Below are 23,597 nucleotides of genomic sequence, written 5' to 3'. Positions count from 1 at the left end.
TCTGGGGGCGGCCCCGGGCGACGTACGCCTCGCGGTTGGGGAGTGCGCCTTCTCGTACGACTTGACGGCGTCGACGGTGTAGACGGCGATACGTCCGTCGGCGCGGCGCACCCCGACGCGGTGACCGCCGCCGGTGCCGACACGAGGGCGGTTCCCGCGACGGCGGCCCCCGTCAGATGGCCCTCTTCCGGCCCACCGCCGACCCGGGGCGACGGGGCTCGGCAGCCGCCTCGGCCCCTCCGGCCGGTTTCGCCGGCGACCGCAGTGCCACCCCCGCCGACAGCAGCAACAGCACGCCCAGCATCACGAACGGCGCCGCCACCCCCGAGACGCCCGCGACCAGGCCCGCCGTCGCCGGGGCGGCGACCTGGCCGAGGCGGTTGCCGGTGAGGCGCAGGGCGAGGGCGGTGGAGCGGGCGCCGTCGGGGGCCGCCTGGACGACCGTCGTCATCGACAGCGGCTGGCCGACGCCGAGGCAGAAGCCGAGGACCGTGAGCATCAGGGCCAGCCCCCACACCGGCACCGGCACCGCGATGCCGGCGCACAGCAGCGCCGCCAGCAGACAGGTGACGGTGAGCAGCAACGCCCGGCCCAGCAGCCGGAGAAGGGGCGTCAGCACCAGGCGGCAGGCGATGGTGGCCGCCGCGCGCAGGCTGAGCAGGACGCCGATCACCGACGGGGCGATGCCCCGGTGTTCGCCGACCACCGGGAGGTAGGCGGTGAGGATGTCGGTCGCGGAGAGCACCGCCATGCTGATGAGGATGCCCGCGGGCACGCCCCGGGTGCGCAGGATGCGCTGGACGGGGACGCGCTCCCCTTGCTCCTTACGGGACTTGGCCGTCGTACGGCTCTCTATTCGCCACAGTGAAGTGAGCGCGACGGCGCCGCCCGCACCCGCGACGAGCAGGGCGAGGGCGCTGGAACCCGCCATGTCCGGGCTGCCGATCAGCGCGCCCGCCGCGATCGGGCCGACCAGCTGGCCCAGCGAGGCGCCGATGGTGAAGTGGCCGAAGTTGCGGTCCTGTTCGTGCGGGGCGGACTGGCGGGCGACGAGCGACTGGGCACCGATCACGAAGCAGAGGTGGCCGAGGCCCATCACGCCGGACCAGATCGCCATCGCCCAGAGGGAGTCGGCGATGCCGCTCAGCGCGCAGCCGCCCGAGATGAGGACGACCCCTACCGGCAGCAGGGGCGCGCAGCGGCCGTGGTCCGTGCGACGCCCCAGCGGGACGGCGGCGAACAGCGGGAGCAGGGCGTAGACCCCCGCGATCACACCGATGGCCCGCTCGTCGGCGCCCAGCGCGAGGGCCCGGTAGGACACGGCGGGCCGGGCCATCGACACCGCCCCCTGCGCGAAGCTGAAGGCGATGACGAGGCGGAGCAGCCAGCCGCGGTTCCCACCGGGCCTCATGGGCGTGTCCTCCCTGGAGGGCTCCACGTAACGGGCGAGGGACTAGGGGGTGTTTCGAAAGTCCTGTGCGGTGCCCGCGGTGTCCGGTGCGTGCTCTCGGCGCGCCGGACGAAAGCCCTCGTACTGGATGTACTTGGACTTTTGGCCGGTGCGGCGAGTGGGGGCACCGGGCACAAACCCAAGTACGTCCAGTACGAGGGCTTGTACCCGGCACGCCGAGAGCACGCACCGGCCGCCGCTCCTTGACGGGCGAACGTTGCCTGCCGGGGCACTAGATGATGCCGAAGAGAATCCCTGCCCCGAGGATGATCAGACATGTGAGCGCCGCCCACTTGACCACGAACCTGGTGTGGTCGCCGAACTCGACCTTGGCCATGCCGACCAGGACGTAGACGGCCGGGACGAGCGGGCTCGACATGTGCAGCGGCTGGCCGACCAGGGAGGCGCGGGCCATCTCCAGCGGGGAGACGCCGTGGGCCGCGCCCGCCTCGGCGAGGACCGGCAGGACACCGAAGTAGAAGCCGTCGTTCGACATGAAGTAGGTGAGCGGGAGGCTCAGGATGCCGGTGACGAGGGCCATGTGCGGGCCCATACCCTCGGGGATGACGTCCACCATCCACTTGGCCATGTGGTCGACCATGCCGGTGCCCTGGAGGACGCCGGTGAAGACGGCGGCGGCGAAGACCATGCCGGAGACGTTGAGGACGTTGTCGGCGTGGGCGGCGAGCCGGGCCTTCTGGTCGGGGATGTGCGGGAAGTTCACGCTGAGCGCGAGCGCGGCGCCGAGCAGGAACAGCACCGGGATCGGCAGCCACTCCATGATCATGGCGGTGAGCAGGGTGACCGTGAGCAGCGCGTTGAACCAGTACAGCTTGGGGCGCAGGGTGGGCCGGTTGGGGTCGAGACCCTGCAGACCCTCGCTCGCGTCGGAGTCGTCGTCCGCGTCCGCGTCGGTGCCGGCGCCGCCGGTGGTCTTCGCGGGGGCCTTGCCGTCGCCGGAGCCGCCGGCGCCGACGAGGACGGTCTCGGTCTCCTCGGCCTTCTCCTCGACCAGGACCTCGTCCAGCGTCAGCACGCCCAGACGCTTGCGCTCCCGCATGCCGAGGACGTACGAGAGGATGAAGACGCCGAGGAGGCCGACCAGGAGCGCCGGGATCATCGGCACGAAGATGTCGCTGGCGTCCAGCTTCAGCGCGGTCGCGGCACGGGCGGTCGGGCCGCCCCACGGCAGGGTGTTCATCACGCCGTTGGCCATCGCGGCGACACCGGTCATCACGACCATGCTCATCCCCAGGCGCTTGTACAGCGGGTACAGCGCCGAGACCGTGATCATGAAGGTGGTCGAGCCGTCGCCGTCGAGGGAGACGATCGAGGCCAGCAGGGCGGTGCCGATGACGATCCGCAGCGGGTCCGCCTTGCAGAACTTCAGGATCCCGCGAACGATCGGGTCGAAGAGCCCGACGTCGATCATCACACCGAAGTAGACGATCGCGAACATGAGCATCGCCGCGGTGGGGGCGAGGCTGGTGACGCCGTCGATGACGTAGTCACCGAGGTTGGCGCCCTTCCCGACGAAGACGCAGAACAGTGCCGGGATCAGCACGAGCGCCGCGATCGGCGACATTTTCTTCAGCATGATCAGGACCAGGAAGGTCGCGATCATGGCGAAGCCGAGGATGGTCAGCATGAATGGATACCTAACGTTCGCCCTTGAACATCCCACCAGGGACGGCGGTGCGTTGACGTTAGGTCCCGCCAAGCAGCGTTAACAAGACGTTGACATGCGAGCAATAAGCGCAAAACTCCAGGTCAGCGCTTTGCTCAGGTCAGCGGGGTGAGCTTTTCGGCCACGGCGGCCAGTTCGACGGGCACCCCGTTGAACACGGCGTTGCCCGACAGCGGGTCGAGGAGGGTGCCGTCGAGGAGCTGGTTGACGTTGACGCCGGGGTCGGCGGAGGCGTGGCTGAGGCGGGTGCCGGGGCGGTCGTGGCCCCAGCCGTGCGGCAGGCTCACCACACCCCGGCGCACGCCGTCGGTGACCTCGGCGGGGGCGGTCACCTCTCCCCCGGCGCCCTTCACGCGCACGGCGGCCCCGTCCCGTACGCCCAGCCGCTCGGCGTCCTCGGGGTGGATGTGCAGGGTGCAGCGGTTGGTGCCGCCGGTGAGGGCGGGGACGTTGTGCATCCAGCTGTTGTTGGAGCGCAGATGCCGGCGGCCGACGAGCACGAGTCCGTCGGGGCGCGCCCGCAGCGCTTCCCTGAGCCGGGGCAGATCGTCGGCGATCGGCCGCGGCAGCAGTTCGACCTTGCCGCTCGCGGTCTTCAGCGGCTGCGGCAACCGCGACTTGAGCGGCCCGAGGTCGATGCCGTGCGGATGGGCGAGCAGTTTCTCCAGGGTCAGCCCGTCCGGCCGTACGCCGAACCCGTCGCCGTACGGGCCGAGGCGCAGCATCATGTCCAGCCGCCGCTCGGGACCGCTGTCGCCGGTGAGCTGAGCGGCCAGTTCGCGTGGATCCCGCCCGTACGCCGGGGAGTGCGGCTCCTTGACCGCCTTGCCGAGGGTCTGCTCCACGACCATGGCGTCGACGGCGGCCGGATCGGCGCCGTGCATGCCCGTCGCCGCCAGGATCAGCCGGGCCAGGATCTCGGTCTCGGCCATGCGGCCGGGCTCCAGGGGGACGGCGGGACGGGTGTAGCGGACCTGGTTGCGTACGGCGAGGGTGTTGAAGGCGAAGTCGTGGTGCGGGCTCTGCGAGGGCGGGGGCGGGGGGAGGACGACGTCGGCGTGCCGGGAGGTCTCGTTGAGGTAGGGGTCGACGCTGACCATGAAGTCGAGCGAGTCGAGGGCCTTGTCGAGGCGGTTGCCGTCCGGGGCGGACAGCACGGGGTTGGCGGCGACGGAGACGAGCGCCCGGACCGGCTCACCCTGCTCCGTGGCGGTGTCGATCTCCTCGGCGAGCGCGGAGAGCGGCAACTCGCCCTTCGCCTCCGGGTGCCGGCTCACCCGGGAGTGCCATCGCCCCAGGGCGAAGCCGTGGCCCGGTCCGGCGGGACGGGGCGTCTTGTCGGTGGCCGCCTGCGGGAAGAGGGCGCCGCCCGGGCGGTCGAGGTTGCCGGTGAGGATGTTCAGGACGTCCACCAGCCAGCTGGCCAGGGTGCCGTGCGGGACCGTGCAGCTGCCGATGCGGCCGTATACGGCGGCGGTGGGGGCGGCGGCGAGTTCACGTGCGAGGGCGCGGATCGTGCCAGCGTCCACGTCGCAGGCGTCGGCGACGGCTTCGGGCGTGAAGTCCCGTACGGATTCCCGAAGTTCGTCGATCCCCTGGACGTGCGGGGCCAACTCGCCGAGATCCACGAGCCCTTCCTGGAACAGCACGTACGTCATCGCCGCGAGCAGCAGGGCGTCAGTGCCCGGCCGGATCGCGATGTGCCGGTCGGCGAGCTTGGCGGTGCGGGTGCGGCGCGGGTCGATCACCGTGAGGGTGCCGCCGCGGGCCTTGAGGGCCTTCAGCTTGCCCGGGAAGTCGGGGGCGGTGCACAGACTCCCGTTGGATTCCAGGGGGTTGGCGCCGAGGAGCAGCAGGTGGTCGGTGTGGTCGAGGTCGGGGACGGGGATCGCGAGGGCGTCGCCGTAGAGGAGCCCGCTGGAGACGTGCTTGGGCATCTGGTCGACCGTGGACGCGGTGAAGAGGCTGCGGGTGCGGAGGCCGGCGAGCAGGACGGGCGGGTAGAGGGCGCCGGCCATGGTATGGACGTTGGGGTTGCCGAGCACGACGCCGACGGAGTCCGGGCCGTACCGTTCGACGACCGGCCGGATCCCGGCGGCGACCGCGTCGAAGGCCTCCTCCCAGGTGGCCTCGCGCAGCTCACCGTCCCTGCGGACGAGGGGGGTGCGCAGCCGGTCGGGGTCGCCGTCGACGGCCCCGAACGAAGCACCCTTGGGGCAGATGAAGCCGCGACTGAACACGTCGTCGCGATCGCCGCGGGCACCGGTCACCCGGGTGCCCTCGATGGTGAGGGTCAGGCCACAGGTGGCCTCACACAGGGGGCAGATGCGCAGTGCGGTGCGGGACACGGGTCCTCCCGGAGGGTGGCGGCTTCGCTGACGCAGGGACGTATGTCGCAGCCCGAGCATACCGACCGGTAGGCATGGAGGGGAGGCCCTGGCAGGGGTGAGGTCGCGAATTCGCGCACGGTCGACCGCCAGCCAACACACTGTCACCCCAGCGCCCGACCGAGGTCGCCATTCCACGAACGCGCCCACCGACTCCGACGGAACCGCCGCCGCGCCCGGCCGCGCCCGGCGATTCCACGAACGCGCCCACCGCGCCCGGCTGGACCACCGCCGTCCCCCGCCCTACGCGCTGCCGCCCCGCGACCGAACCCTGCCGCTCCACGGCCGTCCCACGACCGAACCACCACCCAACACCGGTCCCCCGACCGTCGCGCCGCCCATCTCACAGCCGCACGCCATTGCCCCGCAGGTCTTGCCGCCACTTCAGCGGCACCCCGCCGTCGCCACGACGGCCACCCGCCGCTCCCCACGTCCGTCGCGCTGCCGGCACCGCGAGCACCCGCCGCCAGCCCGCGACGCTCACCGCCACGCCCGCGACCACCCGACCACCAACCCCCACAGCCACCCGCCACTCCCCCACAGCCGCCGCCCCGGCGAGCGCCCGTCTTTCCCGCCGCCATGCCGTCGCTGCGCCGCAACCACCCCCGTCGCCCGCGGCCGTCTCACCATGCCCCCGGCGGCCGCCCCGGGCCCCTCAGTCCAGCACCCGCGCCAAATACGCCCGCAGCATCTCCCGGGTCTCCGCGATGATCCGTTCGTCCCCCTCCGGGGCCATCCGGAAGGCCAGGTGGACCAGGGTGTCCGCGGTTTCCACCGCGATGAGGAAGGTGCGGCGCAGGTCGTCGTCGGGGGTGCGGTCGAGGTAGGTGGAGAGGAGGTCGGTGAGGCGGTCGGCGACTCGGTGGTTGGGTTCGGTCTGGCGGTTGCCGACCGGGATCTGGTTGCCGAAGTCGACGAGGGAGAAGCCGGGAGCGGTGCGCTTCATGGCGAGGTACTCGTCGAGTACGGCGTCCACCACCGCGCGCCAGCCGATGTCGCCGGCCTGCTTCAGGCGCTCGGTGACACGGTCGGTGTAGCGCTCGAGGTTGCGCTGGGCGAGCGCGTCGGCCATCTGCCGTTTGTTGCCGAAGAAACGGTAGACAGAGCCGATGGGGACGCCGGCGCGCAGGGCGACGGCGCGGGTGCTCAGGGCGTCGTAGCCGACCTCGTCGAGGAGGTCGGCGCAGGCGTCGAGGATTCGGGTGAGCCGTTCGGCACTGCGCCGCTGCACGGGCGCACGGCGTAGCGGGGTCGCGTTTGGCACGGTGCTCATGATGCCCCTACGGCCCGGTCCAGTGAACCTCGGCCCCCACTGTGGAGCCGGGCAGCCGCGGAGGCCGTCGGGGTCGCCGTCACCGCCTCCGACGCGGTGATGTCGGCCGTGCTCTCGACGGGTTCGCCGTCGACGGCCCATACCGTGCCGTCGTCGGCATGGAGACGGGCGGTGACGTGGTGCGTGCCGCGCGGGACCAGGTCGGCCGGGAGGCGGCACTCGGGGCCGCGGAGCCGGGTGACGAGGTGGCCGTCCAGGTAGACATACGCAAGCCCGCGGCCGGCCGCCGCCTCCGCCTTCGTACCGGCCGGTGAGAAGCGGAAGTTGCGGACGGTCAGCCGTACGTCCCAGCTGTCGTCCTCCTCCGGCTGCACCTCGATGCCGACCTCGGGCGCACCCTTCTCGCCCACCTCGCGGTACTTCCGCCCTTCCTCGTCGGCGTCGTCGAGAAGCCTGCCCACCGGCGAGGGCGACGCCCCGCCCGGCTGTTCCCGGGCACCACCGGAGGCGCAGCCCGCGGATCCGGTCAGCAGCAGGACACAGACCGCGAGCGCGGCAGGAAGGGCCCGCATCCACGACGACATGCGGGGGAGCGTAGAACACCGGTCCGAAATACGGATCCTTCTGAGGTCGGGTTCCGGTCGTCCTCAGAGAGGAGGTCAAGCGTCCCCCTTGCGCCCGCGAATACGCAATCCTACGGTGAAGCATAGGAATCAGATCTCAAGGGAGCGATCATGAGCGGGGACGCGCGGAAGACCGCGGAAGGGCTGACCTACCTCTCCGGTTTCGGCAACGAGCACAGCTCGGAGGCGGTGCCGGGCGCTCTGCCCGAGGGCCGCAACTCACCGCAACGTGCGCCGCTCGGGCTGTACGCGGAGCAGCTGAGCGGTACGGCGTTCACCGAGCCGAGGGCGCACAACCGCCGCTCGTGGCTGTACCGGATCCGTCCGTCGGCCGCGCACCCGGCGTTCACGCGCACGGACAACGGCGCGATCCGCACGGCGCCCTTCACGGAGTCGGTGCCGGACCCGAACCGGCTGCGCTGGAACCCGCTGCCGGAGCCGGCCGAGGGCACCGACTTCCTGGCGGGCCTGTGGACCCTCGGCGGCAACGGCGACGCGACCCAGCGCTCCGGCATGGCAGTGCACCTGTATCACGCCAACTCCTCGATGGACCGCGTCTTCAGCGACGCCGACGGCGAGCTGCTGATCGTGCCGGAGCGCGGCGGACTGCTGCTGCACACGGAGTTCGGGCTGCTGCACGCGGAGCCGGGACAGGTGGCGCTGGTCCCACGTGGGGTGCGGTTCCGTGTGGAGCTGCTCGACACCGCATCCGACGGCGGGCAGAGCCCGACCGCGCGCGGCTATGTGTGCGAGAACTACGGTGCGCCCTTCCGGCTCCCCGACCTGGGCCCGATCGGCGCCAACGGGCTCGCCAACGCACGGGACTTCCGGGCACCGGTCGCCGCGTACGAGGACTTCGAGGGGCCGGTGGAGGTGGTCAACAAGTTCTGCGGCAACCTCTGGACGGCGACGTACGACCACTCGCCGCTCGACGCGGTCGCCTGGCACGGCAACCATGTGCCGTACATCTACGACCTGCGCCGTTTCAATGTGCTCGGGACCATCTCCTACGACCACCCGGACCCTTCGATCTTCACGGTGCTGACGTCGCCGTCCGACACCCCCGGCCTGGCGGGCATCGACTTCGTGGTGTTCGCGCCGCGCTGGCTGGTGGGCGAGGACACGTTCCGGCCGCCGTACTTCCACCGGAACGTGATGAGCGAGTACATGGGCCTGATCGAGGGCGCGTACGACGCGAAGGCAGCCGGTCCAGGGGGCTTTGTGCCGGGCGGCGGCTCGCTGCACAACATGATGTCGGCGCACGGACCGGACCGGGAGACGTTCGAGCGGGCGAGCGCTGCCGAGCTGAAGCCGCACAAGGTCGACGACGGCCTGGCGTTCATGTTCGAGACGCGGTGGCCGGTGACGCTGGCACCGCAGGCGGCCCGCGCGGAGCATCTGCAACAGCGGTACGACGACGTCTGGCAGGGCCCCGAGCGTCATTTCCGCCCCTTGCACTGAAGATTGCCTACCGGTACGGATGGCCCTGTGACCTCCTTCGCCCCGGACTCCATCGTCCTGAACCGCAAGCTGCCGCTCTGGTACCAGGTGTCGCAGTCGCTGCGCGCCTCGATACTGGGCCGCCGCGCCCAGGACCCGCTGCGGCTGCCCACCGAGGAGCAGCTGGCCGGGCACTACGGCGTGAGTGTGCTGACCATGCGGCAGGCGCTGAAGGAGCTGGAGGACGAGGGGCTGATCACCCGGCACCGCCGGCGCGGCACGTTCATCGAGCCGGACGCCCGCCGGGGCGCCCCCGTGCGGCTGCTCGGCTCGGTGGACGCGATCGTGGCCCAGCAGTCCGGCATGGCGACGGAACTGCTGGACCACGGCAAGGCGCCCGTGCCCGGCGACCTCGCCGAGTACTTCCCGGATCTCGACGAGGTGGCCACGTACCACCGCCTGCGTGGCGACGAGAAGACGGGCGAGCCGACCAACCACGCCCGCAACTACGTCCGCCCCGAACTGGCCGCCCGCATCGACCTGGACGACCTGCTGCGCTGGCCGATGACAAAGGTGCTGCGGGATGCCGTGGGGGCGGACATCAGCCGCATCACGGACACGGTGGAGGCAAGGCTGGCGGACCCGGAGACGGCGCGCCTGCTCCAAGTCCCGCTGCTCAGCCCGATCCTGCACTACACGGGCATGACGTACGACGCGGCGGGGCGGGTGCTGGACGCGGCGGTCATCCACTACCGGGGTGACCGCTTCTCCTTCACGGTGACCCTCGACGCCACCTGACCCCTGTGTCGCGGACAAGTCGTACGATGCCCAGCGTGACGCACGACGACGCTCCGCTGCTGGCGGACCTTCTGCCGTGGTCCGTCGCACCGCCGCGGCTCGGCCGGGGGTGGCCGACGGGCCCCGACGAGGCATCCCTGAAGGCCCGCTGGGACGCCCTGGTGAAGGCCGAGGGCCCGGACCGGGAGGCCCTGCTGGAACCGACGCGCTCGCGCACGCTGCACTCGGCGGTGGGCCAGCTGCCGGGCCAGTCGACCGGCACCGAGAAGCTGATCCGCGCGACCGGCCCGTGCGCGGACCCCGTACGCGTCCTGCACGCCCCCTTCGACGAGCAGTGGCTGATCCCCGACCACCGCCTGATCGACGCGGCCCGCCCCGAGCTGTGGCGGGTGGCGGACGAGCACCAGATCTTCGCGGTCGAGGCGACGGCGGTCCCCGACGCCTCCGGCCCGCTCCTGCTCGCCACCTCGCGGCTCGCGCTGTTCCGCCCCGGCCGCGTCCGCCCGCTCTACCGACGACCCGGCGGTGCGGAACCGAACCTGGCGCCGGGCCTGCTGGAGCACCTGGGCGCGCGGCTCGGGCGTCCCGTGGCGGCGGTGGACGTCCTCGCATGGTCTCTGGCGACCGTCCGCCACTCCCCCTGCGGACATGCCGTCCCGCTCACCGAGGACACCGAACTCTGGGCACACGGCGTCGAGTTGGGCCGGCGCCTGCTGTGGCTGATGCGCCGCAACGGCGACCGCCCCAAGCTGCCGGGCGGCCGCCGCCCCTACGTCCGCGCGCCACTCCCGTCCCGCCCCGTCACCCTCCATTACGACCGCGACGAGGAGACCCTGCACCTCGACGAGGGCCGCGTCTCCCCGGTGCCGCCGGAGGCCTGGGACTACGAGGTCGACGGGGTGCGGGTCCTGGAGCAGTGGTTCACCGCCCGTACCACTGAGCCCGAGCCCGGCACACTGGCGGCGATCCGCCCGGCGGCATGGCCGCAGACGTGGACGTCGGAACTGCTGGAGCTGATCACGGTGCTGGCGCTGCTCGCGGAACTGCGGCCGCGGCAGGAGGAGTTGACAGTGACGGCACCGGTGACGGCGACGGAGCTGCGCGGGGCGGGGGTGCTTCCGGTACCGGAGGCGGCACGGAAGCCGGCGTCTGTCTTGGATCACCATGAGGAAGGCCCGGAGGGCCAGTTCGCGCTGATCTAGTGCCCCGGCAGGCAACGTTTGACCGCGGGCACCGCACAGGACTTTCGAAACACCCCCTAGTTCTTGGGCTCGAACGCGTCCAGGATCCGGCCCAGCATCAACGCAAACGCCCCCTCAAGATCAATCGGCCCCGGATCCTCCATGAACGCCGAGGCCAGCCTCGGATACGCCCCACTCGCCACCTGACTCCCGAAGTAGGCGACCCGCACCGCACTCTCCTGCTCCGCCGACCACGGAAGCGACCGCGTCCGCTCCTCCGCGGCCAGCTCGGTCGCGACGTACGACGTCACGCACCCGTTCAGCATCCCGACGAGCTGCATCTTCATGCCGTAGGGCGCCTCCAGCGGATCCAGGCAGGCCAGGCAGTGCTCCAGATAGCGCAGGGCGTTGGGGCTGAAGCCGTAGACGGGCGACATCAGCCTCGTCAGCCAGGGATGCCGGTGCATCAGTGAACGCGTCTGCTGGGCGACCCGGGCCATGTCCGCCCGCCAGTCACCGCACGGCTCCCACAGCTCGTGCTCCCCGGCGACGGCGTCCACCATCAGCTCGTACAGGTCCTCCTTACGGGGGACGTAGTTGTACAGCGACATCGTCCCGCACCCCACCTCGGCAGCGACATGCCGCATGGAGACGGCGTCGAGCCCCCCGGCGTCGGCGAGCCGCACGGCCGCGGCCGCGATGTCGGCACGGGTGAACGCCGGTTTCGGCCCGCGCCCCGTCCGCTCGGGTCGGGCCCAGATCACTTCGGGTTCGGCCGCTCGGCCCGCCATCGATCATCACCTCGACCACCATCCTAGTTACGTACAGCGTACGTAGTGCGCTATGGTCAAGCCATGACTTCTACGTACGCTGTACTTAGTGAAGGTCTGGAGAAGAGGTTCGGTGAGGTGCGCGCCCTGCGGGGACTGGACCTCGCCGTCGCCGAGGGCACCGTCTGCGGGGTCCTCGGGCCGAACGGCGCGGGCAAGACCACGGCCGTGCGGCTGCTGACGACGCTGCTCCGGCCGGACGCCGGCTCGGCTCGCATCGCCGGGCACGATCTCGTCCGGGAGGCGGCGGCCGTACGGCACAGGATCGGCGTCACCGGGCAGTACGCGTCGATCGACGGCGACCTCACCGGACGCGAGAACCTCCGCCTGTTCGCCCGGCTGCACCGGGTGCGCGGGCCGGCCGGGCGGGCCGGTGAGCTGCTGGACCGGTTCGGGCTGGCCGAGGCCGCCGACCGTCCGGCGTCGACGTACTCGGGCGGGATGCGGCGCCGCCTCGACCTCGCGGCGAGTCTCGTCCGCCGCCCCGACGTCCTGTTCCTGGACGAGCCCACGACAGGCCTCGACCCGGCCAGCCGGAACCAGATCTGGGACGCGGTGCGCGAGCTGACCGGCGACGGGACGACCGTGCTGCTGACCACGCAGTATCTGGAGGAGGCCGATCAACTCGCCGACGACATCGCCCTGGTGGACCGGGGCCGGGTCGCGCACACGGGGTCCCCCGCGCAGTTCAAGGCGCTCATCGGGGCGCACGTCGAGGTCGTCGTCGCGGACGCGGACGTGATGGTGAAGGCGGCCGCCGTACTGGACCAACTCACCGGCGCCGAGCCGTCGTTCGACCATGACCGCCGCGCGGTCGGCGCGGTCACCCGGGACGGCACGCTCACCCTCCCCCACCTGGTACGCGAACTCGACGCGGCCGGCGTGCCGTTGCTCGACGCGAGCCTGAAACCACCGACCCTCGACGACGCCTTCCTCCGGCTCACCGAGGACACCGAGGAGCGTGCGGCATGAGCACGTTGGCGTACGACGGCAGCGCGATGCTGGGCCGGCAGCTGCGGCGGATCCGGAACAACCCGGGGCTGATCATCCTCACCCAGACCATGCCGATCACGATGCTGCTGTTCTTCGGCTACGTCTTCGGCAGCGCCCTCGCGATGCCGGGCGAGGAGTACCGGTCCTTCCTGGTGCCAGGGCTGCTGGTGGCGACCGCGGCCAACGGGATCATGACCGGCATGTTCCAGGCGGCCCAGGACACACACCGGGGGGTGACGGACCGGTTCCGGACGCTGCCGATGAGCCGGGGCGCCGTGCCGCTCGGGCAGGCGGTCGCGGATCTGGTCGTGACGGCCGCGGGGACGGTGCCGTTCCTGCTGGTCGGGCTCGCGGTGGGCTGGCGGATCGAGGGGTCCGCGCTCGAAGCGGTGGGCGCCGTGGGCCTGCTGCTGCTGTTCCGGTTCGCGACGACGTGGGTCGGGATCTTCCTGGGCCTGCTGACCCGCAACGAGGAGGCGGCCGGTCAGCTGGGCGGCGCGACCTTCCTCCTGCCGCTGCTGTCCAACGCGTACATCCCGACCGACGGGCTGCCCGGCTGGCTGCGCACGGTCGCCGAGTGGAACCCGATCAGCGCGGTGGCGACGGCGCTGCGGGACCTGTTCGGCAATGCGCCCGCGCCGAACAGTGCGGCATGGCCGGTGGCGCATCCAGTCGCCGGGTCACTCGCCTGGTGTGCGGCACTGCTCGTGCTGTTCGCGCCGCTCGCGGTACGCCGGTACGCGCACGGCGAGCGCTGAGCTCCGCTCCGTACGCGCTACTTCTGGGCGGGCCCGGCGGGTGCTGCCGTTGGGGGAGGTGAAGCGGGGCGGGGGGGGCGGGGGGCGGTACGCGTAACGAAAAGGGACGTACCCGTGCCCAGACGGACACACCTGGACGCCGCTGCATGCCGTGGGGATGACGGACGACGGGATCGCAGCACTGCGCCGGGACGGTGTGACCGTCTGAGCCCGGATCAGGAACCTCTGAGTGTGGTGACTCAGCGCCCACCGAACAGCGAACGGCGCAGTCGGCGCAGCGGCGCGAACAGCGAGACGCGACGCACTCGCGCACCCCTGCCGCTGCGGTCGTGCGTGGTGTCACGCGCGGTCAGCTCACGCATCAGTGAGGTCGCCTCGGCCGTCTCCCGCTGCGGGACCGCAGGACCCGCCAGCACCGAGAGATGGCGGTCGAGGCGCGAACTGGTCGCGCCGCTCCCGCAGGTGATCGCAGGAACCCTCGCCCTGCTGCGCACTGTTATCTGTTCCATGTCACTCCCCACCCGTACGAGTCCACCCGGCCCGGGCAGGGTAACCCTATCGCCCCCTCGGGGCACTCGTGTATCGCGGTCACAGGATTCACCTTCCCTGTAGGGGTGTTGACGACTCCTCCTTGGTCACTCTCCGAATCCAACCGATTTCAGGGCGAGTTGGACAACCGGCTGGCTGGTGGGCTGCGGTGAGCCCCCGTCGGGTTCGACGGTCACAGCCAGTGATGTCGATGCCTTGTCGAGGCCGCTCGCGACCAGGGGCGTGTCACTGTCGAAGAGCCCCAGGGAGCGTGGTTGCACATTGGGGCGCATGAGCCACAGCTGGTGCACGCGGCCGCTCGGGAGGTCGCCGTATCCGCCGAGGGTGACCACCGCGCGCCCCTCAGATACGGAAGCGATCACTCCGATCGTCCGGCCCTCGGTGTCCTCTCCGGTGCTCGCGCGGGCGTCGGGCGCCGCGAGAACGTGGGCGATCTCACGCGCCTGGGCCTGCTGGGCGGCCAGCTGGTCCTGTGTCTCGTTCGCCTGGACGGCGAACAGGGAGGCGACCACGAGCGCCGCTGCGGCCGTGGCCGTCGCGAAGGGCACGAACAGGGGGATCCGGCGCCGTTCCCGCGGCGGCGGCTGGGTCCCCCACACATGCGGCGGCAACTGGGTCGCACGCGCGCGTGCCGGCTCCCGCTGCCGGGCGGGCTGCTCCTGCGGTGTGTGGCGTACGGCGGCCAGGACCCGGTCGCGCATCGCGGCCGGCGGCGGGGCGGCCGTCGACCAGGCGAGGCGGACGGCGTCCTCGGTGAGCGCCCGTACCTCGGCGGCGCAGACGGCACAGTCCTTGAGGTGCTTCTCGAAGCGGACCCGCTCGGCGGGCTCCAGGGCGTCGAGGGCGTAGGGGGCGGCGAGGGAGTGCAGGTCCTCGCGGCGGAAGCGGCCGCGCAGGCTCATGCGACACCTCCCAGGCACTCGCGCAGCCGGGTCAGCCCGTCGCGCATCCGCGTCTTCACCGTGCCCAGCGGCAGCGAGAGCCGCTCGGCCACTTCACGGTACGTATAGCCGTCGTAGTAGGCGAGGGTGACCGACTGGCGCTGCAGCGCCGTGAGCCGGTCGAGGCAGCGGCGGACCCACTCGCGTTCGAGGCCCGCCTCGACCTCCTCGGTGACCTGGTCGAAGGCGGGGTGGTGGGCCCGCTGTGCCTCGCGCTGCTCGCGTTCGCCCGCCGCGCGGGCGCTGCGCACCCGGTCGACGGCGCGGCGGTGGGCCAGGGTGAGGACCCACGACAGGGCGCTGCCCCGGCCCGGGTCGAACCGCGCGGCGGACCGCCAGAGTTCGAGCAGCACTTCCTGAGCCACCTCCTCGGACTGGGCGGGGTCCCGCACCACGCGCCGGACCAGCCCGAACACCGGGCCGGACACCAGTGCGTACAGCTCCTCGAATGCGTTCTGGTCCCCGCCTGCCACGAGCACCAGAAGCTCGTCCGCCTCCAACTCGTCTCCCCCTCCAGCCAGGCCGCATCCGGGCCGTCTCGTCCCACGAGGCATTCGCAACGAACCCACCTCCGGATGGGGTTACGGATCAGCGGGCCCAAAACGCGGGTCGGCCGCCGACTGAAACAACTTTCCGGCCTCGCCGTAAGAACGTTTGAGATTCGACCAATCCGCCCTGGCGACCGGCTCCGAATGGCGAGCGTCAGGCAAGTTGGCACTGAGGACGGACAGGCATGACACCAGATTCCAGGGGCATCCCCAGGACCAGCGCGGGACGCAAGGGCCTCGCGACCCTCGTATGTGGCGCGCTGGCCGCCGGGGGGCTCGCAGCCGCCGGCGTCGCCGCGCTGGAACCGGGGGCGGCTGTCGCCTCCAGCCACCGGGAGGCCCCGCTGATCTCGGGGACCCCGCAGTACGACAACACGGACGTGTACGCGTTCGTCAGCCCGGACAAGCCGGACTCGACGACGATCGTCGCGAACTGGATCCCGTTCGAGGAGCCGGCCGGCGGACCGAACTTCTTCACGTTCGCCGAGGACGCGCAGTACGACATCCACATCGACAACAACGGTGACGCGCAGGGCGAGTTGCTCTACCGGTTCACCTTCAAGACGCACATCAAGAACAAGAAGACGTTCCTGTACAACACGGGTCCGGTCGAGAGTCTCGACGACCCGGACCTCAACATCACGCAGACCTACGACGTCGAGCTGCTGAAGCTGAAGGACCAGTACCCGGTGTCGCGCACGAAGGTCGCGGACGATGTGCCGGTGGCGCCGTCGAACGTCGGCAAGGCGTCCATGCCGGACTACGCCAAGCTGCGCGACCAGGCCGTGTACAAGCTGGCGGGCGACTCGACGACGTTCGCCGGGCAGGCGGACGACCCGTTCTTCCTGGACCTCAGGGTCTTCGACCTCCTCTACGGCGGGGACCTCTCCGAGGTCGGCAACGACACCCTCAAGGGCTACAACGTCAACTCCATCGCCCTGCAGGTCCCGACCCACATGATCACCGAGTCGGCCGAGCAGCCGATCGTGGGCATCTGGTCGACGACCCAGCGCAAGAACGCGAAGGGCCAGTGGAAGCAGGTGTCCCGGCTGGGCAGCCCGCTGGTCAACGAGGTCGTCAACCCGCTGAAGGACAAGGACAAGTTCAACGCGTCCGCGCCCGGGGACGACGCGCAGTTCCTGAAGAACGTCACCAACCCCGAGCTGCCGAAGCTCATCGAGGCGATCTACAAGATCGAGGCGCCGGACGAGCCGCGCAACGACCTGGTCGACGTGTTCCTGAAGGGCGTGGAGGGCCTCAACCAGCCGCCGCACGTGACACCGTCGGAGATGCTCCGCCTCAACACCTCCATCGAGCCGGCCGCCGATCCGAAGCGGCTCGGCGTCCTCGACGGTGACAACGCGGGCTTCCCGAACGGGCGCCGGCTCACCGACGACGTGATCGACGCCTCACTGCAGGTCGTCGAGGGTGAACTGCTGGGCGCCAAGAACGACTTGGGCGACGCGGTCGACAAGAACGACAAGGAATTCGAGAAGCACTTCCCGTACGTCGCGCTGCCGACGGAGGGTTCACGCGGCCCGCTCGCCAAGGGCACCGACGGCGAGACGGACGTCCGCAGCCAGCTCGGCGACGCGCTTCAGCCGGCCGGCTCCGACAACATGCCGCTGATCGCCGCCTCGGCCGGCGCCGGTGCGCTCGGCATCCTCCTCATCGGCGCGGCCCTGATGTGGTGGCGCCGGATGCGGGAGCGGGCGTACTAGCCCTCCCCGCAGGGCGGACCACTCCGGTGGCTCCGCCCCCCAGACTGGCGCGGCCCGCAATGTACTCATCCCCCACGGCGCGGGCCGCGCCGCCGCCTGCGTGAACTTCCGTACAGAACAAGCGGACTGAGGAGTAGGGCATGACCCGGCCCACGAACGACACGGCCCCGGAGAGGGAACCCGGCCCCGATGTCACGCAGCACAACCAGAAAGCCGGGGATACGACGAACCAACCGGCCCCCACGGCAAACGCCGAACGCGTCGCCGCCGTCCGCCGGCTCGCGGCAGCCGGGTCGGAAGCCCGACGGGAGGGAGGGGCGAGCGGCAAGCGGGAGCTCGGAGGCGATGAGACGCTGAACGGCGGGGCGAGGGACGGGCAGAGCCCGGAGCCGGACGCCGCGGCCAACGGTCATGAGGCCGGCCGGTCCGCCGAGCCCGGGCACGGGCAGAGCCCCGAGCCGGGTGCCAGGCCGGACAGCGGGCACGACGACACACCGCCCCCCGGGCCGGAAACCCCGCGGAGTCCAGAGCCAGGTGCCGGGGCCGCGAGCACGCCGAGTCCGAAGGCTGCCGTTTCCTCTGTGGGCGCCGGCCCCCGCGTCGCCGCCCTGCGTCGCGTTGCCGCTTCGAGTCGGCGGCGGGGGATTCATCTTGCGGGGTGTGCCGCTCTGTTGGCCGTCGCGATGACTGCCGGGGCCGTCGCTGTTGGAGCCGTGCGGGACGGTGGGGGTAACGCCGTCGCGTCGGTGCCCGCGGCCGTGGCTCCGGGGGTGCTCGTTGGTGGGGATCTCGACGCGGGTATCGACTCTCTTCAGGCCCATCTCCGGGACCAGCCACGGGACTTCAGCGGCTGGGCCACCCTCGGGCTCGCCTATGTCGAGCAGGCCCGCACCAACGGTGACCCCTCGCGTTACCCGCAGGCCGAGCAGGCCTTCACGCGCTCGCTCGATCTCGGACCCGGCAACGACCAGGCCCTCGCCGGCCGCGCCGCCCTCGCCGCCGCGCGGCACGACTTCGAGGACGCCCTGACGTACGCCGACCAGGCGCTCGAACAGAACCCCTACAGCGAACGCGCCCTGGCCACCCGCGTCGACGCCCTCGTCGAGCTCGGCCGTTACGCCGACGCGTCCAAGGCCGCCGACACCGCCGACGACCGGCGGCCCGGCGTCCCCGTCTTCGCGCGGTACGCGTACGTGCGGGAGCTGCGCGGCGACGTGGCCGGCGCGCAGCGCGTGCTGGAGCAGGCGCTCAGCTCCGCCTTCTCCCCCGGCGACATCGCCTACATCGCCACCCAGCTCGGCCAACTCGCCTGGAACCAGGGCGACTACAAGGCCGCGCTCACCCACTACGCCCGCGCCCTCGCCGCCGACGAGAACTACGTCCCCGCCCTCGAAGGCCGCGCCCGCGCCCAGGCCGCCGGCGGTGACCGGGCCGGGGCGATCAAGGGCATGGAGAACGTCGTGGCCCGGTATCCGCTGCCCGGGCCCCTCGTAGTGCTCGGCGAGCTGTACGAGGAGCGCGGCGCCGACGGCGACAAGGCGAAGGCCGGCGACCAGTACGCCCTCGTCAACGCCTGGACCGCCCTCGCCCGCGCCAACGGCGTCAACGCCGACCTCGACACCGCGCTCGCCGCCGCCGACCACGGTGACAAGGCCTCCGCCCTGCGCGCCGCCCGCGCCGAATGGGACCGCCGCCACACCGTGCACACCGCGGACGCCTTCGCCTGGGCCCTGCACGTCAACGGCCGCTCCGACGAAGCCCTCCCCTACGCCCGCGAGGCCACCGCCACCGGCTACCGCAACGCCTCGTTCCTCTACCACCGCGGCATGATCGAACGCGCCACCGGCCACGCGAAGGACGCCCGCGAGCACCTCCAGGCAGCCCTGAAGCTGAACCCCGGCTTCTCCCCTCTCGGCGCTCGCGAGGCCCGTACCGCGCTCAAGGACCTGGAGGCGGCCGAGTGACCCCCCGTCGTCTGCTCGCCTCCGCCGGCGCCGTCCTCACGGCGGCCTGCGCGCTCGCGCTGTTCCCCTCCACCTCCGCGAGCGCGCACCCCCTCGGCAACTTCACCGTCAACCGCTACGACGGCCTCGTCGTCGCCCCCGGCGAACTGCGCGTCCTGCACGTCGAGGACCTCGCCGAGATCCCGGCGACCCAGGCGGCACCGGACATCAAGAAGTCGGGCATCAGTGAGTGGGCGCGACGCCGGTGTGCGACGGCCGCGCGGGACAGCGCCGTCACCGTCGACGGCCGTACCGCCGCCCTCACCGTCACCGCGAGCCACGCGCGCGTACGGCCCGGTCAGGCGGGGCTCGACACGCTCCGGGTGGAGTGCAGGCTGACGGCACCGCTCCCCGAGGACACCACCGTCACCCTCGGCTTCCGCGGCGCGGGCGCGGACTCCGGGCCCGGCTGGCGTGAGATCACCGCGCGCGGCGACCGGACGACGCTCACCGCGTCGGACGTACCGGAGGATTCGGTATCCCGCGAACTGACCGACTACCCCGAGGAGTTGCTCTCCTCCCCCGCCGACACCACGACCGCCTCCCTGCGTATCCGCCCCGGCGGCCCGGCCCTCGCCGAGGAACAGCGGGACGCCCCCGCCTCCTCCGTCCTCCCGCGCGGCGCCGACCGCTGGACCCGCGCCCTGGACAACCTGGTCGCCCGCCACGACCTCACCGTCGGCTTCGCCGCCCTCGCCCTGGTCATCGCGGTCTTCCTGGGCGCGATGCACGCCCTCGCACCCGGTCACGGCAAGACGCTGATGGCCGCGGTGGCGACGGCACGCGGCGGCAGGGCCCGCCTCAAGGACGTCATGCCCCTGGCCGCCTCGGTGACGGTCACCCACACCCTCGGCGTGGTCGCCCTGGGCCTCCTGGTCACGGCAGGCTCGGCGGCGGCACCCTCGGTGATCGCCTGGCTGGGCATCGCGAGCGGGGTCCTGGTGACGCTGGCGGGCGCGACGCTCGTACGACGGGCGTGGCGCGGGCGGAAGCACGGGCACGGTCACAGCCACCCCCACGGTCACGACCACGGGCACCCGCACGGACACGGCCACAGCCACGGAGACGGCCCTGGGCGCACACACGACCACGATCACGGGCATGCCCACGACCACACGCACGACGCCGACCACGCCCATGAACGCCCGCGAGTCCTGGTCGCCGCGCACAGTCACGCCGCGTCACAAGACCCCGTTCACGCCCCAACCCCCACAGCCGGCCACGAGCACAGCCACGAACACGATCACCCCCACCCCCACCCCCACAGCCACAGCCACATCGAGCACACCCACGGCGGCTTCACCCACTCCCACCCCACCGCCCCCACTCTCCGCGGCACGATCCTCCTCGGCTTCGCCGGCGGCCTCGTGCCCAGCCCTTCCGCGGTCGTCGTGCTCGTCGGCGCCGCGGCGCTCGGCAAGGCGTGGTTCGGGCTGCTGCTCGTCGTCGCGTACGGCGTCGGGCTCGCCCTCACCCTGACCGCCGCCGGGTTCGCCGTCGTCAAACTGGGTACGGGGGTGACCCGGGTGCTGGACCGGCGCCCCCGCTGGACCGCACACCCCCTGACGGCGTTCCTCCGCAGGACCGCACCCGTCGGTTCCGCGCTCCTCGTCGTGGCCCTCGGGGCCGGATTGGTGCTCAAGGGGGCGGCATCCGCACTCGGCTGAGCTACTTTTGGGGAGAAAACGCACGGATGCGAATGGGGGACGCCCGTGTCCGAAGAACCGGGCAGTGAACGTCTGATCGCCGGCCGCTACCGCCTCCTTTCGCCGCTCGGCGAGGGCGGCATGGGCACCGTGTGGCGGGCTCGCGACGAGGTGCTGCACCGTGAGGTCGCCGTCAAGGAGGTGCGCGCCCCGGCGGGACTGCCGGGCCCGGACATCGAGCGGTTGTACGCCCGTCTGGAGCGCGAGGCGTGGGCGGCGGCGCGGGTCGCCAACCGCAATGTCGTGACGGTGTACGACGTGGCCACCGAGGACGGCCGGCCCTGGATCGTCATGGAGCTGGTGCGCGGCATCTCGCTGGCCGAACTCCTGGACGCCGAGGGCCCGCTGACGCCGCAGCGTGCCGCGCACATCGGCGCCGAGGTGCTGGCCGCCCTGCGGGCCGCGCACGAGGCCGGGGTCCTGCACCGGGACGTGAAACCGGCCAACGTGCTGCTGTCGAACGACGGCCGTGTCGTGCTCACCGACTTCGGCATCGCCACCGTCGAGGGCAGCTCCGCGCTCACCATGACCGGCGAGGTCATCGGCTCGCCCGAATTCCTCGCCCCGGAGCGGGCGCTGGGCCGCACGCCGGGTCCGCAGTCCGACCTGTGGTCCCTCGGCGTACTGCTCTACGCGGCCGTCGAGGGCAACTCCCCCTTCCGCCAGGACACCCCCCTCAGCACCCTGCGCGCCATCGTCGACGAGGAGCTGCCCCCGCCGCACCGGGCCGGTCCGCTCACCCCCGTGATCGAGGGGATCCTGCGCAAGGACCCGGCCGAGCGGCTCACCACCGACCAGGCCGAACAGGACCTGCGGATCATCGGCGCGGGCGGCACACCCCGCGCGGACACCGTGCGGGCGGCCCCGTACACCCCGACGATCGCGGCCCACCAGCAACCACCGCAGCAGCCACCCCCGGCAGCCCCCGTCCCCACCGCCGCGACCACGCCCACCACCCCCACGCCCACCGGTCCCGACCGCAACCGCCGTGCCGCCATCGCCCTGATCGCAGGCCTCACCGCCCTCGCCCTGGCCCTGGCGGGTCTGACGTACGCCCTCCTCGACCGCGAGGACGGCGGCGGCAGTCCGGGCGCCGACGGCCGCACCAGCCAGGCCGGCGAGGGGACTTCGCCGACAGCGTCCGATACCGACGATGACAGCACCGCGGGCGGTTCCGGGAGTCCGGAAACGAAACCGCCCAGCAGCAGCCCCGCCACCACCCCCGCCTCGCAGTCCGTGCAGGTGTCGTTGTCGGGTGCGAACACGGAGTACTCCGGGCCCTGTCCGCCGTCGGACGGCAGGGCACCCGCGTTCACGGCGACGTTCACGGTGGGCCGGCTGCCGGCGCAGGTGAGTTATCGCTGGGTGTCGGAGGACGGCGAGATCATGGATCCGGGCTGGAAGACGCTGTCGTTCCCGGAGAGCGGCGGACGGTCCAAGCAGGACCGGGCGTTCGTGACGACGTATGACGACAGCGGGACGTTCGAGAACGCGATCAGTGTCGAGGTCCGTGATCCGGTGCGCACCACGTCCAACTCGGTGCCGTTCTCGGTGACCTGTGAGGCGGAGACCCCGACGGGCGGGGTCTCCCCTTCGCCACCTCCTACGGCGGCTCAGTGACGGTTCAGGCCGCGCTGTTCAGCACCGGCAGATAGCCGCCGGACTGGCCGGCCGCGGTGGGGTGGTACGAGTCGCCGATGTTGAGCCAGTTCACGCTGTGCAGCCAGGAGCTGCCGGAGCAGATCTCGTGGCCGGTGAAGGTGGGCCGGACGTCACCGAAGGTGAATCCGTGGTTCAGGGCGCGCTTCTCGATCGCGGTGTCCAGGTAGTCGGCCGCGGCGTTGATCGCCTTCCGCTTGGTCTCGGAGAGGCCGACGCAGGAGGCGCCGAGCTTGTAGAAGCGGGGGTAGCCGAGGACGACCACATGGGCGGCCGGGGCCTTGGCGCGGATCGCCGAGTACACGCTGTCGAGGCGGCCGGGCAGCGTGGAGTCGACGTACGCCTTCGCGGTGTTGATGCGGGACAGGCAGGCGCTGTCGGACTGGAGCACACAGGTCGTCATGACGTCCGCGAAGCCGGCGTCGTTGCCGCCGACGGAGATCGAGACGAGGGCGGTGCCGGAGTTGAGCGGGGCGAGCTGGCCGGCCGTGACATCACTCGTACGAGCGCCCGAGCAGGCCGTGAAGTGGAACGACGAGGGTGAGTTCGCGGCGGCCCAGAGGTAGGGGTACGCCCTGGTGCTGCGCTTGCAGTCGCCGCTGGAGGAGATGTAGCTGCCGGCGCCGACGCCGGAGGAGTAGGAGTCGCCGAGCGCCACATAGCCGCCGGTGGCGGCGAGTTCGGACGCCTGGGCCGTCGTGGCGCCGGTGAGGGCCGCGGCGGTGGCGAGGAGGAGCGAGGTGACGTATGAGGTAAATCGGGAACGTCTCATGGAACCTCCCTTTAGCAGGATCTCTGCCACAACCGTCGTAGCAACTACGCGTGTTGATAGGAAGTGTCCATGCCAAGACTTTTGCGGTCATCACACCTCCTCTCCCGCGGGTTCACGATGTGGTTGATTACGTGCCCATGACAGATTTGTTGACAGGGCGTCAACTGCCTTGTTCTACCCGCGCAGATGGCGGACGCTTTACTGCAGCCCGGAGTGGAACGCGACGCTCCGGGTCATGTGCGCGATCGCGCGTACATCCCCCACAGACGCGCACCCCA

The 23,597-nt window shown here is 71.6% G+C and carries 20 protein-coding genes; 9 read left to right on the top strand and 11 right to left on the bottom strand.

Annotated features, from left to right (window positions below; genetic code table 11):
- Nucleotides 1-172: 172 nt before the first annotated feature.
- The 6 genes from AQJ91_RS36655 to AQJ91_RS36635 all read right to left on the bottom strand — a co-directional run bounded on the left by AQJ91_RS36655 (nt 173) and on the right by AQJ91_RS36635 (nt 7,381).
- A complete protein-coding gene (locus AQJ91_RS36655) occupies nt 173-1,411 on the bottom strand; it encodes an MFS transporter (RefSeq protein ID WP_067030474.1) in 1,239 nt (412 codons plus the stop codon).
- A 271-nt stretch (nt 1,412-1,682) separates the two neighbouring features.
- Complete coding sequence (locus tag AQJ91_RS36650; RefSeq protein WP_067030471.1) at nt 1,683-3,098, bottom strand: CitMHS family transporter; 1,416 nt, start codon at nt 3,096-3,098, stop codon at nt 1,683-1,685.
- A 134-nt stretch (nt 3,099-3,232) separates the two neighbouring features.
- Complete coding sequence (locus AQJ91_RS36645; protein ID WP_067030468.1) at nt 3,233-5,485, bottom strand: molybdopterin oxidoreductase family protein; 2,253 nt, start codon at nt 5,483-5,485, stop codon at nt 3,233-3,235.
- 382 nt (nt 5,486-5,867) lie between these two features.
- Nucleotides 5,868-6,050 (bottom strand): hypothetical protein, encoded by a 183-nt coding sequence (locus AQJ91_RS54010; protein WP_159054728.1) that lies wholly within the window; start codon nt 6,048-6,050, stop codon nt 5,868-5,870.
- Nucleotides 6,051-6,179: 129 nt separating this feature from the next.
- Nucleotides 6,180-6,797: a TetR/AcrR family transcriptional regulator gene (locus AQJ91_RS36640; RefSeq protein ID WP_067030464.1), complete on the bottom strand. Its 618-nt coding sequence runs from the start codon at nt 6,795-6,797 to the stop codon at nt 6,180-6,182.
- Entirely contained in the window at nt 6,794-7,381 is a 588-nt protein-coding gene (locus tag AQJ91_RS36635) for a hypothetical protein (protein ID WP_067030462.1), read from the bottom strand. Before AQJ91_RS36635 ends, AQJ91_RS36640 begins: the two co-directional genes overlap by 4 nt.
- A gap of 150 nt (nt 7,382-7,531) precedes the next feature.
- Between AQJ91_RS36635 and hmgA the strand changes: the two genes are divergently transcribed.
- Genes hmgA through AQJ91_RS36620 form a run of 3 tightly spaced genes read left to right on the top strand, consistent with a single transcriptional unit; the run spans nt 7,532 to nt 10,860 of the window.
- Nucleotides 7,532-8,881 carry a homogentisate 1,2-dioxygenase gene (gene hmgA / locus AQJ91_RS36630; protein WP_067030458.1) on the top strand — a complete coding sequence of 450 codons (1,350 nt, stop codon included), beginning with the start codon at nt 7,532-7,534 and terminating at the stop codon, nt 8,879-8,881.
- Nucleotides 8,882-8,908: 27 nt separating this feature from the next.
- Complete coding sequence (locus tag AQJ91_RS36625) at nt 8,909-9,658, top strand: GntR family transcriptional regulator (protein ID WP_067030454.1); 750 nt, start codon at nt 8,909-8,911, stop codon at nt 9,656-9,658.
- A 26-nt stretch (nt 9,659-9,684) separates the two neighbouring features.
- On the top strand, nt 9,685-10,860 hold the full coding sequence (locus AQJ91_RS36620) for a type ISP restriction/modification enzyme (protein ID WP_067030452.1): 1,176 nt from the start codon (nt 9,685-9,687) through the stop codon (nt 10,858-10,860).
- Between the two features lie 56 nt (nt 10,861-10,916).
- Here the strand turns inward: AQJ91_RS36620 and AQJ91_RS36615 are convergent, their stop codons facing one another.
- On the bottom strand, nt 10,917-11,630 hold the full coding sequence (locus AQJ91_RS36615) for a TetR/AcrR family transcriptional regulator (RefSeq protein WP_067030450.1): 714 nt from the start codon (nt 11,628-11,630) through the stop codon (nt 10,917-10,919).
- A gap of 63 nt (nt 11,631-11,693) precedes the next feature.
- On the opposite strand from AQJ91_RS36615, the gene AQJ91_RS36610 reads away from it, so the two are divergent.
- Both AQJ91_RS36610 and AQJ91_RS36605 read left to right on the top strand, forming a co-directional pair.
- Nucleotides 11,694-12,641 carry an ATP-binding cassette domain-containing protein gene (locus tag AQJ91_RS36610; RefSeq protein WP_067030448.1) on the top strand — a complete coding sequence of 316 codons (948 nt, stop codon included), beginning with the start codon at nt 11,694-11,696 and terminating at the stop codon, nt 12,639-12,641.
- Nucleotides 12,638-13,420 (top strand): ABC transporter permease, encoded by a 783-nt coding sequence (locus AQJ91_RS36605; protein WP_067030445.1) that lies wholly within the window; start codon nt 12,638-12,640, stop codon nt 13,418-13,420. The genes AQJ91_RS36610 and AQJ91_RS36605 overlap by 4 nt, the downstream gene beginning before the upstream one ends.
- Nucleotides 13,421-13,659: 239 nt before the next feature.
- Here the strand turns inward: AQJ91_RS36605 and AQJ91_RS36600 are convergent, their stop codons facing one another.
- From AQJ91_RS36600 to AQJ91_RS36590, 3 genes are all read right to left on the bottom strand, one after another.
- Entirely contained in the window at nt 13,660-13,929 is a 270-nt protein-coding gene (locus tag AQJ91_RS36600) for a hypothetical protein (protein ID WP_067030442.1), read from the bottom strand.
- Nucleotides 13,930-14,055: 126 nt separating this feature from the next.
- Complete coding sequence (locus tag AQJ91_RS36595) at nt 14,056-14,871, bottom strand: anti-sigma factor (protein ID WP_067030439.1); 816 nt, start codon at nt 14,869-14,871, stop codon at nt 14,056-14,058.
- The gene (locus AQJ91_RS36590; RefSeq protein ID WP_067030437.1) at nt 14,868-15,410 is read right to left on the bottom strand and encodes a sigma-70 family RNA polymerase sigma factor; all 543 of its coding nucleotides are present in this window, start codon (nt 15,408-15,410) and stop codon (nt 14,868-14,870) included. The genes AQJ91_RS36595 and AQJ91_RS36590 overlap by 4 nt, the downstream gene beginning before the upstream one ends.
- A gap of 233 nt (nt 15,411-15,643) precedes the next feature.
- Here AQJ91_RS36590 and AQJ91_RS36585 point away from each other — a divergent pair, with 233 nt between their 5' ends.
- The 4 genes from AQJ91_RS36585 to AQJ91_RS36570 all read left to right on the top strand — a co-directional run bounded on the left by AQJ91_RS36585 (nt 15,644) and on the right by AQJ91_RS36570 (nt 22,508).
- A complete protein-coding gene (locus AQJ91_RS36585; protein ID WP_067030434.1) occupies nt 15,644-17,179 on the top strand; it encodes a DUF4331 domain-containing protein in 1,536 nt (511 codons plus the stop codon).
- Between the two features lie 140 nt (nt 17,180-17,319).
- On the top strand, nt 17,320-19,143 hold the full coding sequence (locus tag AQJ91_RS36580) for a tetratricopeptide repeat protein (protein ID WP_234383256.1): 1,824 nt from the start codon (nt 17,320-17,322) through the stop codon (nt 19,141-19,143).
- Nucleotides 19,140-20,849: an urease accessory protein UreH domain-containing protein gene (locus AQJ91_RS36575; RefSeq protein WP_067030431.1), complete on the top strand. Its 1,710-nt coding sequence runs from the start codon at nt 19,140-19,142 to the stop codon at nt 20,847-20,849. Before AQJ91_RS36580 ends, AQJ91_RS36575 begins: the two co-directional genes overlap by 4 nt.
- Nucleotides 20,850-20,894: 45 nt before the next feature.
- Nucleotides 20,895-22,508, top strand: a complete 1,614-nt coding sequence (locus AQJ91_RS36570) for a serine/threonine-protein kinase (RefSeq protein ID WP_067030428.1) — start codon at nt 20,895-20,897, stop codon at nt 22,506-22,508.
- A 4-nt stretch (nt 22,509-22,512) separates the two neighbouring features.
- Here the strand turns inward: AQJ91_RS36570 and AQJ91_RS36565 are convergent, their stop codons facing one another.
- The gene (locus AQJ91_RS36565; RefSeq protein ID WP_067030425.1) at nt 22,513-23,319 is read right to left on the bottom strand and encodes an SGNH/GDSL hydrolase family protein; all 807 of its coding nucleotides are present in this window, start codon (nt 23,317-23,319) and stop codon (nt 22,513-22,515) included.
- Nucleotides 23,320-23,597 lie beyond the last annotated feature (278 nt).

This window comes from Streptomyces dysideae, assembly GCF_001514305.1.
GTDB lineage: Bacteria > Actinomycetota > Actinomycetes > Streptomycetales > Streptomycetaceae > Streptomyces > Streptomyces dysideae.
Note: the sequence above shows the minus strand (reverse complement) of the source record. Positions and strands in the feature narration are given on the sequence as shown.

Excerpts from the sequence above, each read along its gene's own strand:
- AQJ91_RS36600 (WP_067030442.1), bottom strand. The coding sequence starts at position 13,929 with ATGGAACAGATAACAGTGCGCAGCAGGGCGAGGGTTCCTGCGATCACC.
- AQJ91_RS36605 (WP_067030445.1), top strand. The coding sequence starts at position 12,638 with ATGAGCACGTTGGCGTACGACGGCAGCGCGATGCTGGGCCGGCAGCTG.
- AQJ91_RS36655 (WP_067030474.1), bottom strand. The coding sequence starts at position 1,411 with ATGAGGCCCGGTGGGAACCGCGGCTGGCTGCTCCGCCTCGTCATCGCC.
- AQJ91_RS36640 (WP_067030464.1), bottom strand. The coding sequence starts at position 6,797 with ATGAGCACCGTGCCAAACGCGACCCCGCTACGCCGTGCGCCCGTGCAG.
- AQJ91_RS36615 (WP_067030450.1), bottom strand. The coding sequence starts at position 11,630 with ATGGCGGGCCGAGCGGCCGAACCCGAAGTGATCTGGGCCCGACCCGAG.
- AQJ91_RS36635 (WP_067030462.1), bottom strand. The coding sequence starts at position 7,381 with ATGTCGTCGTGGATGCGGGCCCTTCCTGCCGCGCTCGCGGTCTGTGTC.
- AQJ91_RS36610 (WP_067030448.1), top strand. The coding sequence starts at position 11,694 with ATGACTTCTACGTACGCTGTACTTAGTGAAGGTCTGGAGAAGAGGTTC.
- AQJ91_RS36585 (WP_067030434.1), top strand. The coding sequence starts at position 15,644 with ATGACACCAGATTCCAGGGGCATCCCCAGGACCAGCGCGGGACGCAAG.
- AQJ91_RS36595 (WP_067030439.1), bottom strand. The coding sequence starts at position 14,871 with ATGAGCCTGCGCGGCCGCTTCCGCCGCGAGGACCTGCACTCCCTCGCC.
- AQJ91_RS36650 (WP_067030471.1), bottom strand. The coding sequence starts at position 3,098 with ATGCTGACCATCCTCGGCTTCGCCATGATCGCGACCTTCCTGGTCCTG.
- AQJ91_RS36565 (WP_067030425.1), bottom strand. The coding sequence starts at position 23,319 with ATGAGACGTTCCCGATTTACCTCATACGTCACCTCGCTCCTCCTCGCC.
- AQJ91_RS36620 (WP_067030452.1), top strand. The coding sequence starts at position 9,685 with ATGCCCAGCGTGACGCACGACGACGCTCCGCTGCTGGCGGACCTTCTG.
- AQJ91_RS36580 (WP_234383256.1), top strand. The coding sequence starts at position 17,320 with ATGACCCGGCCCACGAACGACACGGCCCCGGAGAGGGAACCCGGCCCC.
- hmgA (WP_067030458.1), top strand. The coding sequence starts at position 7,532 with ATGAGCGGGGACGCGCGGAAGACCGCGGAAGGGCTGACCTACCTCTCC.